11 protein-coding genes and 1 pseudogene are annotated in these 14,584 nt (G+C 71.5%); 4 read left to right on the forward strand and 8 right to left on the reverse strand.

What is annotated here, in order from left to right:
• Positions 1 to 26 precede the first annotated feature (26 nt).
• Both AB0I16_RS11940 and AB0I16_RS11945 read left to right on the forward strand, forming a co-directional pair.
• Positions 27 to 1,112: pseudogene (locus AB0I16_RS11940) on the forward strand (family 2 encapsulin nanocompartment cargo protein terpene cyclase); the annotation flags it as partial.
• A gap of 3 nt (positions 1,113 to 1,115) precedes the next feature.
• Positions 1,116 to 2,006 carry a geranyl diphosphate 2-C-methyltransferase gene (locus AB0I16_RS11945; RefSeq protein ID WP_363249191.1) on the forward strand — a complete coding sequence of 297 codons (891 nt, stop codon included), beginning with the start codon at positions 1,116 to 1,118 and terminating at the stop codon, positions 2,004 to 2,006.
• Between the two features lie 53 nt (positions 2,007 to 2,059).
• On the opposite strand, the gene AB0I16_RS11950 is transcribed toward AB0I16_RS11945, so the two are convergent.
• From AB0I16_RS11950 to AB0I16_RS11965, 4 genes are all read right to left on the reverse strand, one after another.
• A complete protein-coding gene (locus AB0I16_RS11950) occupies positions 2,060 to 4,921 on the reverse strand; it encodes an NHLP bacteriocin export ABC transporter permease/ATPase subunit (protein WP_363249192.1) in 2,862 nt (953 codons plus the stop codon).
• 1 nt (position 4,922) lies between these two features.
• Positions 4,923 to 7,205, reverse strand: coding sequence for an NHLP family bacteriocin export ABC transporter peptidase/permease/ATPase subunit (locus AB0I16_RS11955; RefSeq protein ID WP_363249193.1), 2,283 nt, complete (start codon positions 7,203 to 7,205; stop codon positions 4,923 to 4,925).
• Entirely contained in the window at positions 7,202 to 8,005 is an 804-nt protein-coding gene (locus AB0I16_RS11960) for an HlyD family efflux transporter periplasmic adaptor subunit (protein WP_363249194.1), read from the reverse strand. Before AB0I16_RS11960 ends, AB0I16_RS11955 begins: the two co-directional genes overlap by 4 nt.
• Positions 8,006 to 8,101: 96 nt before the next feature.
• Positions 8,102 to 8,329: a type A2 lantipeptide gene (locus AB0I16_RS11965; RefSeq protein WP_363249195.1), complete on the reverse strand. Its 228-nt coding sequence runs from the start codon at positions 8,327 to 8,329 to the stop codon at positions 8,102 to 8,104.
• An 857-nt stretch (positions 8,330 to 9,186) separates the two neighbouring features.
• Between AB0I16_RS11965 and AB0I16_RS11970 the strand changes: the two genes are divergently transcribed.
• Positions 9,187 to 10,119 carry an endopeptidase gene (locus AB0I16_RS11970; RefSeq protein WP_363249196.1) on the forward strand — a complete coding sequence of 311 codons (933 nt, stop codon included), beginning with the start codon at positions 9,187 to 9,189 and terminating at the stop codon, positions 10,117 to 10,119.
• 10 nt (positions 10,120 to 10,129) lie between these two features.
• The gene (locus AB0I16_RS11975) at positions 10,130 to 10,432 is read left to right on the forward strand and encodes a carboxypeptidase-like regulatory domain-containing protein (RefSeq protein WP_363249197.1); all 303 of its coding nucleotides are present in this window, start codon (positions 10,130 to 10,132) and stop codon (positions 10,430 to 10,432) included.
• Positions 10,433 to 10,454: 22 nt separating this feature from the next.
• On the opposite strand, the gene AB0I16_RS11980 is transcribed toward AB0I16_RS11975, so the two are convergent.
• The 4 genes from AB0I16_RS11980 to AB0I16_RS11995 are packed head-to-tail and all read right to left on the reverse strand — an operon-like array spanning position 10,455 to position 14,399.
• Complete coding sequence (locus AB0I16_RS11980) at positions 10,455 to 11,291, reverse strand: alpha/beta hydrolase (protein ID WP_363249199.1); 837 nt, start codon at positions 11,289 to 11,291, stop codon at positions 10,455 to 10,457.
• A gap of 47 nt (positions 11,292 to 11,338) precedes the next feature.
• The gene (locus AB0I16_RS11985) at positions 11,339 to 12,238 is read right to left on the reverse strand and encodes a methyltransferase domain-containing protein (protein ID WP_363249200.1); all 900 of its coding nucleotides are present in this window, start codon (positions 12,236 to 12,238) and stop codon (positions 11,339 to 11,341) included.
• A gap of 23 nt (positions 12,239 to 12,261) precedes the next feature.
• Complete coding sequence (locus AB0I16_RS11990) at positions 12,262 to 12,807, reverse strand: flavin reductase family protein (RefSeq protein ID WP_363249201.1); 546 nt, start codon at positions 12,805 to 12,807, stop codon at positions 12,262 to 12,264.
• A complete protein-coding gene (locus tag AB0I16_RS11995) occupies positions 12,804 to 14,399 on the reverse strand; it encodes a tryptophan halogenase family protein (RefSeq protein ID WP_363249202.1) in 1,596 nt (531 codons plus the stop codon). The genes AB0I16_RS11990 and AB0I16_RS11995 overlap by 4 nt, the downstream gene beginning before the upstream one ends.
• Positions 14,400 to 14,584 lie beyond the last annotated feature (185 nt).

The raw sequence follows: 14,584 nt of genomic DNA on the forward strand, positions 1-14,584 counted from the left end.
CTCTGATGGATCTCACGGATCTCACCCTGCGACAGGTCCTGCGCGGCCCGAGCGGTCTGGGCACGGCGAGCCTGCGCCTCGGCCGGTACGAGGAGCCCGCCGTCCCCGCGGGGCCCGAGGCCCCGGAGGCGGAGGGCCGGCCGATTCCCGGGCTCTACCACCACCCGGTGACCGAGCCCGACCCGGCGCGGGTCGAGGAGGTCAGCCGCAGGATCAAGGCGTGGGCGGTGGAGGAGACCGAGCTGTACCCCCCGGAGTGGGAGGAGCAGTTCGACGGCTTCTCCGTCGGCCGCTACATGGTCGCCTGCCACCCGGACGCGCCCACCATCGACCACCTGATGGCCGCCACCCGGCTGATGGTCGCCGAGAACGTGCTCGACGACTGCTACTGCGAGGACCACGGCGGCTCCCCCATCGGCCTCGGCAGCCGCCTGCTGCTCGCGCACACGGCCCTCGACCCGCTGCACACGGTCGAGGAGTACGAGCCGCGGTGGGCGGAGTCGCTCGGGTCCGACGCGCCCCGGCGCGCCTACCGCTCCGCCATGGCCTACTTCCTCCAGCACGCCACCGCCTCGCAGGCCGACCGGTACCGGCACGACATGGGCCGGCTGCACCTGGGCTACCTCGCCGAGGCGGCGTGGGCGCAGGAGGAGCACGTTCCGGAGGTGTGGGAGTACCTGGCGATGCGCCAGTTCAACAACTTCCGCCCCTGCCCCACGATCACCGACACCATCGGCGGCTACGAACTCCCCGCCGACCTGCACGCCCAGCCCGCCGTGCAACGGGTCATCGCCCTGGCCGGCAACGCCACCACCATCGTGAACGACCTGTACTCCTACACCAAGGAGCTGGACAGCCCCGGCAAGCACCTCAACCTGCCGGTGGTGATCGCCGAACGCGAGGGCGTCTCCGAACGGGACGCCTACCTGAAGGCGGTCGAGGTCCACAACGACCTCATGCACGACTTCGAGAAGGAAGCCGCCGACCTGGCGGCCGGCTGCCCCGTCCCGAGCGTGCAGCGCTTCCTCCGGGGGGTGGCCGTGTGGGTCGACGGCAACCACTACTGGCACCAGACCAACACCTACCGATACAGCCTGCCCGACTTCTGGTAAGGAATGAACCTCCACGTGACCAGCGTTGAACTCACCACCGGCACCTCCGTCTCCATCCCCGCGCCGGCGTCCCCGTACCAAGGTGACATCGCCCGCTACTGGGACGGAGAGGCCAGGCCCGTGAACCTGCGCCTCGGCGACGTCGACGGCCTCTACCACCACCACTACGGCATCGGCGACGTCGACCACGCCGCCCTCGGCCCCGCCGACGACAGCGGGTACGAGGACAGGCTGATCGCCGAACTGCACCGCCTGGAGTCGGCGCAGACAGAGGTCCTCCTCGACCACCTGGGTCCCGTCGAGCGCGGCGACACCCTCGTGGACGCGGGCTGCGGGCGCGGCGGCTCCATGGTCATGGCCCACCAGCGCTTCGGATGCCGGGCCGAGGGTGTCACCCTGTCGGCCAAGCAGGCCGACTTCGCCAACCGGCGGGCCAGGGAACTCGGCATCGAGGACCACGTCCGCGCCCGGGTCTGCAACATGCTCGACACGCCCTTCGACACGGGCCGGGCCACGGCTTCGTGGAACAACGAGTCGAGCATGTACGTCGACCTGCACGACCTCTTCGCCGAGCACTCCCGCATCCTCGCGACCGGTGGCCGCTACGTGACCATCACCGGCTGCTGGAACCCCCGCTACGGCCAGCCGTCGAAGTGGGTCTCGCAGATCAACGCGCACTTCGAGTGCAACATCCACTCCCGCCGGGAGTACCTGCGGGCGATGGCCGACAACCGGCTGGTCCCCCAGACCGTCATCGACCTGACGGCGGCGACCCTGCCGTACTGGGAGCTGCGGGCCACGTCCTCGCTGGTCACGGGCATCGAGGAGGCGTTCATCAACGCGTACAGGGACGGATCGTTCCAGTACCTGCTGATCGCGGCCGACCGCGTCTGACCCAGCGAGGCGAAGGTGCCGGGCCCGTCGTCCGACAGGCCCGGCACGGGGGTTCAGGTCAGCTGTCTGCGCACCAGCTCGCGCAGGCGGCCGTTCTCGTCGGCCAGGAGCCGGGCCGGTGCGCCCTGTTCCACCACCCGGCCCTCGGACATCACGATCACCCGGTCCGCGTCCATGACCGTCGTGAGGCGGTGGGCGATCACGACGCGGGTCGCGTTCAGGGAGCGGGTGCTGTCGATCACCGTGCGCTGCGTCTCGTTGTCCAGGGCGCTCGTCGCCTCGTCGAAGAAGAGGACGCGGGGGCGGCGGATCAGCGCCTGGGCGATCATCAGGCGCTGGCGCTGGCCGCCGGAGACCGACCCGCCGCCGGAGATCATGGTGTGCAGCCCCATCGGCATGCGTGCGATGTCCTCGGTGAGTCCTGCCATCGCCGCGGCCTCCCACGCCTCCTCCTGCGTGAACGCCTCGGCCCCGCGGATGCAGTCGAGGATCGACCCCGTGAGGGGCTGCGCGTTCTGCAGGACGACACCGCACTGGCGGCGTACGGCCGCCTGGTCGAGGGCGGCCAGGTCCTGGCCGTCGTACAGGACGTGTCCCGAGACCGGCTCGTCGAAGCCGATCAGCAGGCGCAGCAGCGTCGACTTGCCGCAGCCGCTCGGGCCGACGATCGCGACGAACTCACCCGGGCGGACCGAGAGGGACACGTCGTCGAGGACGAGGGGGCCGTCGTCCGTGTACCGGAAGGTGAGGCCGCGCGCCTCGATCTCGCCCGTCAGTTCGCCCGGCTGCGTGCTCGTGCCCGGCACCTCCGGCGCCTCGTCGAGGACCGGCTTGATCTGTTCGAACATCGGGAGGACCGCCGCCGCGGAGAGCAGCGCCCCGGTGAGCTGGGTGACCGAGGTGAGGAGCATCGTCACGGCGGTGCTGAAGGTGAGGAACTCCCCCGCGGTCAGGCTGCCGCGCGCCGGGCCCGCCAGGAGGACGAACATGACGAGGGTGCACGACGGCAGGTGGACCGCGTTCAGGACCGTCGTCACGTTCTTGACGCGGCCCGCCTTCTGCTGAAGCTCCCTGCTGCGCGCGAACTCCCCCGCCCAGGCCGCGTACGCGAAGCTCTCCGCGCCTGCGACGCGGAGCTTGGGCAGGCCGCGCAGGGTCTGGAACGCCTGGTTGTTGAGCTTGTTGCCGAGTTCGACCAGGCGGCGCTGCCAGCGCAGTTCCCACAGGCCGAGGGTGAGGAAGACCGCCGCGATGACGGTCAGCATCGCCAGGGCGGCCAGGGCGAGGGGGACGCTGTAGAGCAGCAGCAGGACGATGTTCATCGCGCCGATCGTGCTCGCCTGGAGCGCGACGGGGCCGATGCCCGACAGGACCCTGCGGATCGCGCTGACGCCCATCGCCGCGCTCGCCAGTTCGCCGGTGGAGCGGGAGGCGAAGAAGCGGGTGGGCAGCCGCAGCAGCCGGTCCCAGACCGCCGGCTGGAGCGTGCTCTCCATGCGGCCCTCCATCCGCAGGACGGTGAGGTTCTGCAGCAGCGTGAAGGCGGCGGAGACGATGCTCGTGATCATCAGGGCCAGGCAGACCTGGGCGATCGCGCTCTTCTCGCCGTTCGGGACGAGCACGCCGAGCACCTGGCCCGTCGCGACCGGCACCAGTGAGCCGATCGCGACGGTCACCAGACCGGCGAGCACGAGGTTGCGTACGTCGGCGCCGTTGCCCCGGAGGCCGAAGCGGAAGAGGCGCCAAGGGGTCAACGGCCGCTCCGGAAGCGGGCGGTAGAGCATCACCGCCCGCGGTTCGAACTCCTCCGCGTTGGCCTTGCCGACGCGGGTGCGCCGTCCCGACGTGGGGTGCACCGCCTCGTAGCCGCCGCGCCGCCACAGCAGGGCGACCGGTGTCCCGCCGGCCGCGCGGTGGCCGACCAGGGGGCCGGTGTTCTCGCGCCACCAGCGCCCGTCGAGCCGGACGGCGCGGGTGCGCACGCGCGAGGCGACGGCGATCTGCTCCACCGGGTCGGTCCGGTCGCTCACCGTGCCGCCTTCGGCCGGGCGCGCCAGGGTGATGCCCGCGGCTTCCGCGACCAGCCGGCAGGCGGCGTACGTCGCGTCGTCACCGCCGCGGGAGCCGGGGCGGCGCCCGCCGCCCCTGCCGGAGCGGCCGATGGAGGCGATCAGGGTGCGGTCGGCCTGTTCGCGGACCGTCTCACCCGCCTTGATGCCGGCGGCCGTGCGGTCCTCGTGGGCCCGCTCAAGGCGTTCGATCCAGCGGTCGAGCGTGGCCAGGAGGCGGAACTGCTGGTTGACCATGCGCTGCCACATGGCCGGGTCGACGAGCAGGTCACCGGCCGCTTCCGCGCTGTAGGCCGAGCCGTACCGCACGCTGCCCGGTGCGACCGGCATCCAGAGGATGTCGTCGTCGGCCACCACCTCGTCGTCCGCGGTGCGGCCGTCGAGCGGTGCCTCGAAGAGGACCCGGTGCCCGCGTCCGATGCCGAGCGCGAAGGCGTGCTCAAGGAGGCTGAGTGCGGCGTCCCGGGTGTCGTACGGGCCGGGGTACCACTGCTCGTGGGACCAGGTGTCGCCGTGGTCCGGGCGGTACAGCTCGCGCAGCGGGACGCGGCGCAGCGCGCAGCCCCGCAGCGGGCGTCCGACCAGGGTGTGCCGCGGCCCTTCGACGGGGCCGAGCAGCAGGGTGCCCGGTTCGAGGCGGCCGAGGAAGTGCCAGTGGCCCTGGTGCGCGGCGTCGACGGCGAACAGGTCGAGGGCGCCCGCCTCGACGAGCCAGAGGACCTGCGGGCCCTCCAGGTGCACGCTGCGCAGGTCCGTGCAGTCGGCCGGGCCGCCGAGCGCACCGAAGGCGGCGGTGACCGTGTCGTCGTACGCGGTCCGAATGTGCTGCTGCGGTACTGAGGTCACCTCAGTGCTCCTTGACCAGGTCGGCGTAGGGGCCGCCGGCGGCGACGAGGTGTTCGTGGCGTCCGCGCTCCACGACCGTGCCGTGGTCGAGCACGACGATCTCGTCGCTGTCCCGGACAGTGCTCAGCCGGTGCGCGATGACGACGCAGGCGCAGCCGCGGCGGCGCAGGTTGTCGATGATGGCCTGTTCGGTCTCGGCGTCCAGGGCGCTGGTCACCTCGTCGAGCACGAGGACGCTGGGGCGGCGGACCAGGGCCCGCGCGATCTCCAGGCGCTGGCGCTGGCCGCCGGAGAAGTTCCGGCCGTCCTGCTCGACGCGGCCGTGGACGCCGCCGGGCCTGCGGGCGACGACGTCGTACAGGCAGGCGTCCTTGAGGGCGGCGACGACGGCGTCGTCCGGGATCGACGGGTCCCACAGGGCCACGTTGTCGCGGATGGTGCCCTCGAAGAGGAAGACGTCCTGGTCGACGAAGGAGACGGAGGCGGTGAGCGCGCCGCGCGGGATGTCCGCGAGGCGCTGCCCGTCGATGCGGATCGTGCCCTCCCACGGGGTGTAGAGGCCCGAGATCAGCCGCGAGACGGTGGACTTGCCGCTGCCGGAGCCGCCGACGAGGGCGACCTGTCTGCCGGGGCCGACGGAGAGGGAGAAGCCGGTCAGGAGCGGCTTGTCCAGGGGGCTGTAGCCGAAGGTGACGTTCTCCAGGGTGACGTGGCCCTTGAGGCGGCGGGTGCTCGCCTCGGGTTCGGGGCGGGAGTAGAGCGTGTCGACGGGGAAGTTCTCGACGTCCTTGAGGCGGGCGACGTCGGCGCCGAAGTCCTGGATGCGGCCCGCGACGCCGTTGAGGCGGGTGATCGGCGCGGTGAAGCGGGTGACGAGCGCCTGGAAGGCGACGAGGAGGCCGATCGACAGGTGCCCCTCCACCGCGCGCAGGCCGCCGATCCAGAGGATGAGCGCGCTGTTGAGCGTGGCGAGCGTCGGCGCGACGACGCCGAGCCAGGCGCTCGGCACACCGAGGCGCTGCTGCTCCTCCAGCGTGGTGGCGTGCTGGCCGGCCCACCGCCGGAAGTAGCCGTTCTCCCCGCCGGTGGCCTTCATGGTCTCGATCTGCTGCAGGCCGGTGTACGAGGTGTTGGTGAGCTTGGCGCTGTCGGCGCGGAGCTTCTGGGTGCCGGTGGCCCGCAGCCGGACGACGATCCGCATGGCGACGACGTTCAGCAGTGCGATGGCGACGCCGACCAGGGTGAGCTGGGGGTCGTAGGTCCACAGCAGGGCCGCGTAGAGCAGGACGACGATGCCGTCGACGCCCGCGGCGGTGAGGTCGCGCGCGAGGGTCTCGGCGACCGCGTCGTTGGACGCCAGGCGCTGCACGAGGTCGGCGGGGCTGCGCTGGGCGTAGAACGTCACGGGCAGGCGCAGCAGGTGGCGCAGGAAGCGGGCGCTGCCGAGGGTGGAGGAGATGACGCGGCCGCGCAGCAGGTTGGCCTGTTGCAGCCAGGTGAGCACGGCGGTGAGCGCCACCATGGCGCCCATGGACGCGAACAGCGCGCCGAGCAGCGAGGTCTGCCCGCCGATCAGGAACAGGTCGATGTACGTGCGGCTGAGTGCGGGCAGGGCGGCGCCGACGGCGACGAGGAGCAGGCTGGCGAAGAGCGCGGCGAGCAGGGTGCCCGTGGTGCCGCGCAGCCGTGCGGGGAGCGCCTTCGCGATGCCGGGCCTGCGGCCTCCGGGGCGGAAGTCGTCGCCCGGTTCGAGGACCAGGATGACGCCGGTGAAGCTGGTGTCGAAGTCCTCGGCGGGGATGAAGCGGCGGCCCTTGGCGGGGTCGTTGATCCACACGCCCCTGCGGCCGGGGCGGCGTCCCGCGCCGTCGTAGACGACGTAGTGGTTGAACTCCCAGAACAGGATCGCGGGCGCCTTGACCTCGGCGAGCGCGGCGGGTTCCATCTGCATGCCCTTGGCCGTCATGCCGTGGCCGCGCGCCGCCTTGAGCAGGTTGCCGGCGCGCGATCCGTCACGGGAGACGCCGCAGGCGATGCGCAGCTCCTCCAGCGGGACGTGCCGTCCGTGGTGGGCGAGGACCATGGCGAGGGCGGCGGCGCCGCACTCCACGGCCTCCATCTGCAGGACGGTGGGCGTACGGACGGTCTTCTGCCGCCTGGTCCCGGCCGCCCTGCGCGGTGCGGCGCGGCGGCCGCGGCGCGGGGGCTCGGGGCGGTGCCTGCGCCGGCCGCCGGGCGGCGGCAGGGGCTGCCGGCGGTTCGGGGAGGGGTGTGGTGCGGTCACGGAAGCAGCCAATCGATCGGGCGCTGCTCGGCGAGGTGGAGGGCGCCGGTGGCCGGGGTCAGGGATTCCGGGGCGAAGGGCGGGCCCTGCTTGGACCAGGCGTAGCCGGACTCGGCGGCGGCGGAGCGTTCGAGCCGCACGAGGACGGCCACGGGCGGCCCGTCCTCGGTGAACCGTCCCGCCAGCTCCTCGTCCCCGAGGAACGCGGCGACCTTCTGCTTGCTCTGCGCGGTCCGCCCGACGGCCTCGACGCGTCCGCGCAGCGTGCCGTACTCCTCGGCGGGCACGGTCTGGACGGTGAGGTCCACCGGGGTGCCGACGGGGACGGTGGCCGCGCTGTCCGCGGGTACGTAGAGCATCGCGAGGAGCGGATCGCCGGTGCCCGGGACGCGCTCGACGGTGGCGACGTCGGCGCCGGTGGTGACGACGGTGCCGATCCTGGCGGTCACGGTGGTCACCCGGCCGGCCGCGAGGGCGCGTACGGCCCTGTCGCCCTGTTCCGTACGGACCTTGAGGACGGGGGCGCCGGCGGACAGGCGCTCGCCCTCTTCGGCGTAGACGCGGGTCACCTGGCCGGTGACGGGGCTCTGCAGGACGTAGCTGCCCCGGCCGTGGGTGAGGATGCCGGGGGCGCGGAGGGTGGAGGAGACGGAGCCGGTCGCGGCCCAGACGCCCGCGGCCGCCATGACGACGACGGTGACGGCGAGGACGAGCAGCCCCTGGGGGCGCGCGTAGCGGACCGGCAGGTCGAGTTCCTCGGGCGACCGCAGTGTGGACAGGGCCTGTCGGCGGAACTGCACGGAACGCTTTCCTTACGCTTGCCTACGGCGTCCGTGAGCCCCGGAACTGGATGTTCCGGGGCTCGCGGATCAGTGGTGTCCCGATGGGGTCGAGACTCAGAGACCGGCGACCGTGCTGGTGGCCAGGCCCGCGAGGGGGCCCGTGTTCAGGCCGGTGGTGTCCTCGACGAGGCCGACGGCCGTGCCGACGGTGGCGGAGACCGGGGCGATCGAGTCGACGGTGCCGGTCACGGTGCCGACGGCGTTGGCGGAGAGGCCGCCGGAGACGTTGTCGAGGTCGGCGTCGGAAATTTCGAGGGTCTCGACCTGGTGGGTGTTGTTCATGGTGTGAACTGCCCTTCTCATGAGCGGTGCAAAGGTGTTTTCCACACCGCGGATTTCTGGGGACGAATTCCGCGATGGCCAGGATCAAAGCACGTTCGCATGTCGTACATCCAATCGGGGTGACGGCGCTCCATCGCGGCAACGGCATCGAATCACCGCTGCGTGCAGGCATGTTCACTGGGCGAGGACACGCCCTTCACAACATTCACAGACGGAAATCCCGTGCACGGAAGGACTCCTTCCACCAAAGCGGACACTCTCCTCGCAACAACTGGACCCTTGGGGTGGCACACAAAACTCAGGGCGTCGTTTTCTTCGAATTCCGTGACCGCGCTGCGCATTCGATGTGCAGGTCCATTGAAGGCCCGGAGCCGAACGCCTGCCCGCGCAGCCGGAGGGAGCACGCGGCGCACCCCGGCGGGGCGAACTCCGTCCGCTGGACGTTCCGCGCGCCCGAGGCCCGACCCGCCGCCCGGTCCGACCCCACCGGTATCCGCCGTCCCGCTGCCCGTGAACCGTTTGTTCGAATCGCTATTGAGGCACTGCCCCCTCTCTTCTCCCCGCGCCGGACGGGGCGCGGGCGCCGCGGCGTGGCCAGTGGGACGCGGTCCGGTCCGTTCGTGGTGAGGCGGCACGGGTGGCTGTCGTCCCGAGCGCGGCACGGGGCCCCGGAGCCGCCCGATCGGCGCGCCCCTTCGCCCTTCCGGGGGCGGCGCGCGCCCCCGACGGGTCGGCGTGAACGGTTCATTGCGGCACTCGTCCGGCGGCAGTAGAAGAGGCATTACCCCTAAACGTTGCGGCCGCGGCGTCCAGCAAGGCATCACATCGCAGCTCCCAGAGAAGCCAGGTGATCCAGCATGCCGCTAGACCCGCACAGCGCAGTCACCAACGAGCCCGAGGACGGCACCCCGACCCTCGCCGTCGAGCAGGAAGCGGTCCTGCAGCCGGCGTCTCAGGGGACCGAGGGCGATCCCCAGCACTCGACGGGTGAGGGCCTTGAGCACATCGAGGGCTACCGTCGCCCCGAGCACTTCGCACCCGAGGCATGGACGGCACCGACCGCCACGCTGCCCGACATCGGAGAGGCGTCGTTCGGCCCGCCGCCCACGGCCCCCGAGACCGTGCACGGCCCCGATGACCGTGTACAGATCACCAACACCAGCGTGTACCCGTGGCGGGTGCACTGCTATCTGCTGATCACGGCCCGCGACAACGCCCTGTACCAGGGCACCGGCTGGCTGCTCGGCCCGCACACCCTCGCCACCGCGGGCCACTGCGTCTACATCAAGGGCAGCGGCGTGGCGGGACGCGACGGCTGGGTGAAGAGCATCCAGGTCATGCCCGGACGCAACGGCGGGTCGCTGCCGTACGGCAGCATCACCTGCACCAGCTTCCGCTCCGTGCTCGGCTGGACGGAGAACGGCGACGAGAACTTCGACTACGGCGCCATCATCACGCCCAACAACATCGGTTCGACGGTGGGCTGGTTCGGCTTCGGCGTATATTCGGACTCGGACCTGCTCAAGACCACGGGCAACATCGCCGGTTACCCGGGCGACAAGCCCCCGGGAACCCTCTGGTACGCGGCGCGCGGGGTCGACTCGGTCGCCGCGCGCAAGGTGTACTACGACATCGACACCGCCGGTGGCCAGAGCGGAAGCTCCGTCTACCGCATCGACAACAACAACCGCTACGGCTTCGCCATCCACGCCTACGGCGGTTCCCGGGTGAACTCCGGCACGCGGTTCACCACACCCGTCTACAACAACTACGTGGCCTGGAAGGCGTGAACCGACCCCCATGAGCGGCAGCAGCTCCGGAGTGGAGATCACCGGTGTCGTCCGCGACGCCTCGGGGACACCGGTGGCGGGCGCGCGCGTCCTGTTCACCGACGGCCCCCGGCCCCTGCCGGACATCGCTGCCCTGACGGACGCCGAGGGGCGCTTCTCCCTCGGCGCCCCCTCACCCGGCTCGTACACCCTCGTGTGCCGGGCGGACCCGCTCATGGGCCCGTCCGGCACGGCCGAGGCCACCGTCCACGTGGAGCCGGGGGCGCGGGCCGCGGCCGGGGGCCGGGTCCGGGTGGACCTGACGCTCGGTTAGCGGTCTCGTACGGCCGCTGTCCTCATGCCCGCACGGCCTTCTCCCCGAGGAAGCCGAGCACCAGCGCGGTGACCCGGTCGGGGAACTGGTCGTGCGGGTAGTGACCGGCGCCGTCGATCATCTCCAGGCGGCCGAGGCCGGCCGGCAGGGCGTCGACGACCGCCGCACCCTCGGCCCGCGGGTCGGCCCAGTCGGGGTCGAGCGTGCCCATCACGACGAGGACCGGGCAGCGGACGCCGCCGAGCTGCGCGCCCGCGTCGGCCGGGGCGCTGCGGCCCATGCCCTGCATGGCCTTCATCCGGCCCGGCTCGCGCAGCAGGGATTCGATACGGCCGAGCCGCTCGTCCCAGTGGGCCGGCTTCGCCCCGGGATAGGCCACGTCGAGGTACGCGCGCCAGAGCGGCAGGCTGCCGAACACGCCCGCGCCGAGCAGGCGCAGCATGCCCCGCCGGAACCGCTTGACCCGCAGGTCACCGAGGCGGACCGACTGCGCGCGGGTGAAGGGCGCCAGCTCCACCACCGCGCTGATCAGCGCGGGTTCCCGCGCGGCGGCGATGGTGGCGGCACCGCCCGACACCGAGTGCCCGACGAGCACGGCGGGGCCGCCCAGGTGCCGCACGAGGGCGAGCAGATCGCCCGCGATCGCCGTACGGCTCCAGGCCGGCCAGCCGACGCTGGACTCACCGCAGCCGCGCAGGTCGACCGCGGCCACCCGGTACCCCGCCGCCACCAGCTCCGGGGCCACGGCCCGGTACGCGGCGCGGCTGTCGCCCATCCCGTGCGCGAGCACGACCAGCGGGCCCGCCCCCGTCGCCTCGTACGCGATGGTGCCGCCGTCGACGGCGAGGTACTCGGTCATGCCATCCCCCAGATCGAGCTAACGTTGTTAGCCTTAAGCTAACGCCATTAGCCGGTGCTGTCAACGGTCGCGCCGGCGGGAGCGGGGCGGCGGGCGGTCCACTGGGTGTAGTGGTGCGGGCCCCCGCAGGCGTCCGAGCCGGCGAAGAGTTCCAGGAATCCCTGGAGGAACTCCTCGCTGTACGCCGCCGCGAGCCTGGGCGCGACCTCCTCCCTGAAGATCCGTCCGAAGCGGGCGTACGTCGGCGTCGACGTCCGGTCGGTCACGTCGCGGAACTCCAGCAGGTCGAGGCCCGCCTCCGCGATCTGCCGGGCGATCTGCTCGGGCCGCGGATACTCGCTGAGCAGCGCGATGCCCCGGAACGCCTCGGCCACCGCCCGCTGGGCGGCGCTCGCCGAGCCGTGCAGGAAGTAGTCGTACGCCACGATCCTGCCGCCCGGCTTGAGCGCCCTCGCCAGGAGGGGCAGGACGACGGGGCGGTCCATGTGCCCCAGGGACTCGATGGCCACCACGGCGTCGAAGCTCGCCTCCGCGCAGTCCAGATGGTGGGCGTCGGCCACCTCGAAGCGGACCTTGTCCGCCAGCCCTTCCCTGGCGGCGAGGCGGGTGGCCTCCTCGATGTGGCTCGGGATGACGGACACGCCCAGCACCTCCGCCCCGGTCTCCCGGGCGATCCGCAGGGCCGGGACGCCCATGCCGCAGCCCAGGTCGAGCACCCTGTCGCCCGGGCCCACCGCCAGTTCGGCGATGGCCCTCCCGGTCATGTGGTCCTGTGCCTCGGCGAGGCTCCTGGGGTCCGTGGGGGAATCCCACCATCCGCAGTGGAAGTTGCTGCCGCCCAGCTTGGACAGCAGTTCGGCGGCGAAGTCGTAAGAGGTCTCGATGACCTCGGGAGGCGGGGCGGCGGAAGGGAACGGCGCGTTCTGGGAAGCTACGTCGGGCGGCATGGGCTGCCTCTCTGTCGACCGGATCATTCGTCACGCGCCCTTGGGGCGCAGGGATGCGTCTCTTGGAGCTGCGGCGCCCACCGGGAGAACTGCCGCAGGCCGTACAGCAGCGGCACTCCCGGCAGGGAGAAGCTGCTGACCACCCGGCCGAGGACGACGGTGTGGCTGCCGACCGTGGACAGCTCGGTGGCCCGGCACTCGGCGACCGCGAAGGCGTCCCGCACCAGCCAGGGCTGGCCGGAGCTGCCGAACCGCCGCCACGCCACCGCCGCGAACCGGTCGTCGACCGGGGTGGAGAACATGACGGCGGTGTCGCGGGCACAGGAGTTCAGCAGGTTGACAGCGAAGCCGCCGCTGCCGCGGATGGCCGAGAGCGTGCTGCTGGTGGTGTTGAGGCACAGCAGCAGGGTGGGCGGGGTCAGGGTGACGCTGCACAGGGAGGAGCAGGTGGCCCCTCTCGGCTGCGCGTCCGTGTCCAGGCTGGTCACGACGGCCACCCCGGTCGGGAACGCGCTCATCAGACTGCGGTAGTCGTCGACGTCCGCCGACGACGGGTCGGCGGTGTTCATGCGCCGTGGAGCCGACGGAGGTACTCGTGGTTCGAGGGCAGCGTGCGGGCCAGCTCCCGCTGCTCCTCGGCGACCCGGTCGAACAGGTACTGGGCGCCCTCGACCGCCTCGGGGCGGTGCATGAGGGCGGGCAGCGGATGGTCCGGCTCAAGGCCGAGGCCGGCGAAGACGCAGTAGTAGCTGCCGTTCGTCCAGAAGTTGCGGAACTCCACGTCGAAGTTGTCGTAGTACGCGCCCTCCGTGCTCGCCGGCTGGTTGATCGGCAGCCCCGCGCGGTACATGGCGACCTTCTCCTTGATCCCCTCGGGGAGGTGGAGGTCCTTGTTGGCCTTCCAGAAGGGCGTGTCGGTGCGCGGCGAGAGCGCGAAGTGCGCCTGGATGAAGTCCCGGGTGTCGTCGAACATCGCCTCGATCTCCGCGTTGAAGCGGTCGGTGAGCACGGCGTCGAAGCGCTGGTCGGGGAAGTGTTTCGTGAGATGGTGCAGGGCCGCGGTGATGAAGTAGATGCCGGTCGACTCCAGCGGTTCGAGGAAGCAGGACGCCAAGCCGACGCTGACGACGTTCTTCACCCAGGCGCGGCGGTTCCTGCCGACGCGGAAGCGGACGTGGTTGAGCCGGTCGCCCACCTCGTCCGGGTCGAGCCCCCACATGCGGCAGAAGTCGGTGGTGGCCCGGTCCTGGTCGGCGAAAGCGTCGGAGTAGACGTAGCCGGTGCCGAAGCGGCCGAGCATCGGGATCTTCCACGTCCAGCCGGACTCCATCGCGATCGCCGAGGTGTACGGCTCGACGCCGTTCGCCTCGTCGTCGTTCGGCAGGGCGTACGCCACCGCCCTGTTGCACAGCAGGTGGTCGCTCATGTCGACGAACGGCTCTTCCATGGCCCGGTTGATCAGCAGCCCGCGGAAGCCCGAGCAGTCGACGAACAGGTCACCCTCGATGACGGCGCCCGACCTGGTCCGCAGGGCCGTGACGAAGCCGCGCCCGTCCCTGCACACCTCCACCATCTCGTCCTCGACGTGCGTGACGTTCTGCTTCTGCGTGGCGTGGCGGCGCAGGAAGTCGGCGACCAGGTGGGCGTCGAAGTGCCAGGCGTAGCGGGTGACCGGCTCGCCCGCGTGGTCGCGCGGGGCCCTGAGCGCGTCCATGATCGCGACGCCGGGGAAGCATGCCTGGTCGAAGGGCTTTCCGGTGACGCCGTGCTTGCGGTTGTAGACCCAGTAGTGCGAGAGGGGCAGGCCCTCGTGTTCGGGCAACAGCCCGAAGGGGTGGTGGAAGTGGTCCGGACGGCCGTCGATCTCGCGCGCCCGGGCCTCGCCCTTTCCCGGCGTGCACCAGTTGATGAACTTGACGGCCACTTTGTAGGCCGCGTTGCATTCGGGCATCCACTCTTCCTCGGAGAGGCCGAGCTGGTCGAAGAAGACTCTCTGCAGGTTCGGTACGGTGGCTTCTCCGACGCCGATCCGCGGAATGGACGGCGCTTCCAGGACCGTGACGCGGACGGTCTCCCCCAGTTTCTTCGCCAGATAGGCGGCCGACATCCAACCCGCGGTGCCGCCGCCCAGAATCACGATTTCCTTGACCCTATGGTCCATGCCAGGAACCCCCTCGGAACTGTGTCTCGGAAAGCCGGATTCCGTTCAGCGTACGAGTGGTTCGCGGCGGCGGACCGGGGCCGGCGGTGCAACCTACGCGATCACGTGGGATGACCCGCACCCCCCTCGCACGCGCGTTCCGCCCGCACGCAATCACTGTCGGTGAGCCGCTCCGATCTGGGGAT

This window comes from Streptomyces sp. NPDC050703 (assembly GCF_040654435.1).
In the GTDB taxonomy this organism is placed as follows: Bacteria; Actinomycetota; Actinomycetes; order Streptomycetales; family Streptomycetaceae; genus Streptomyces.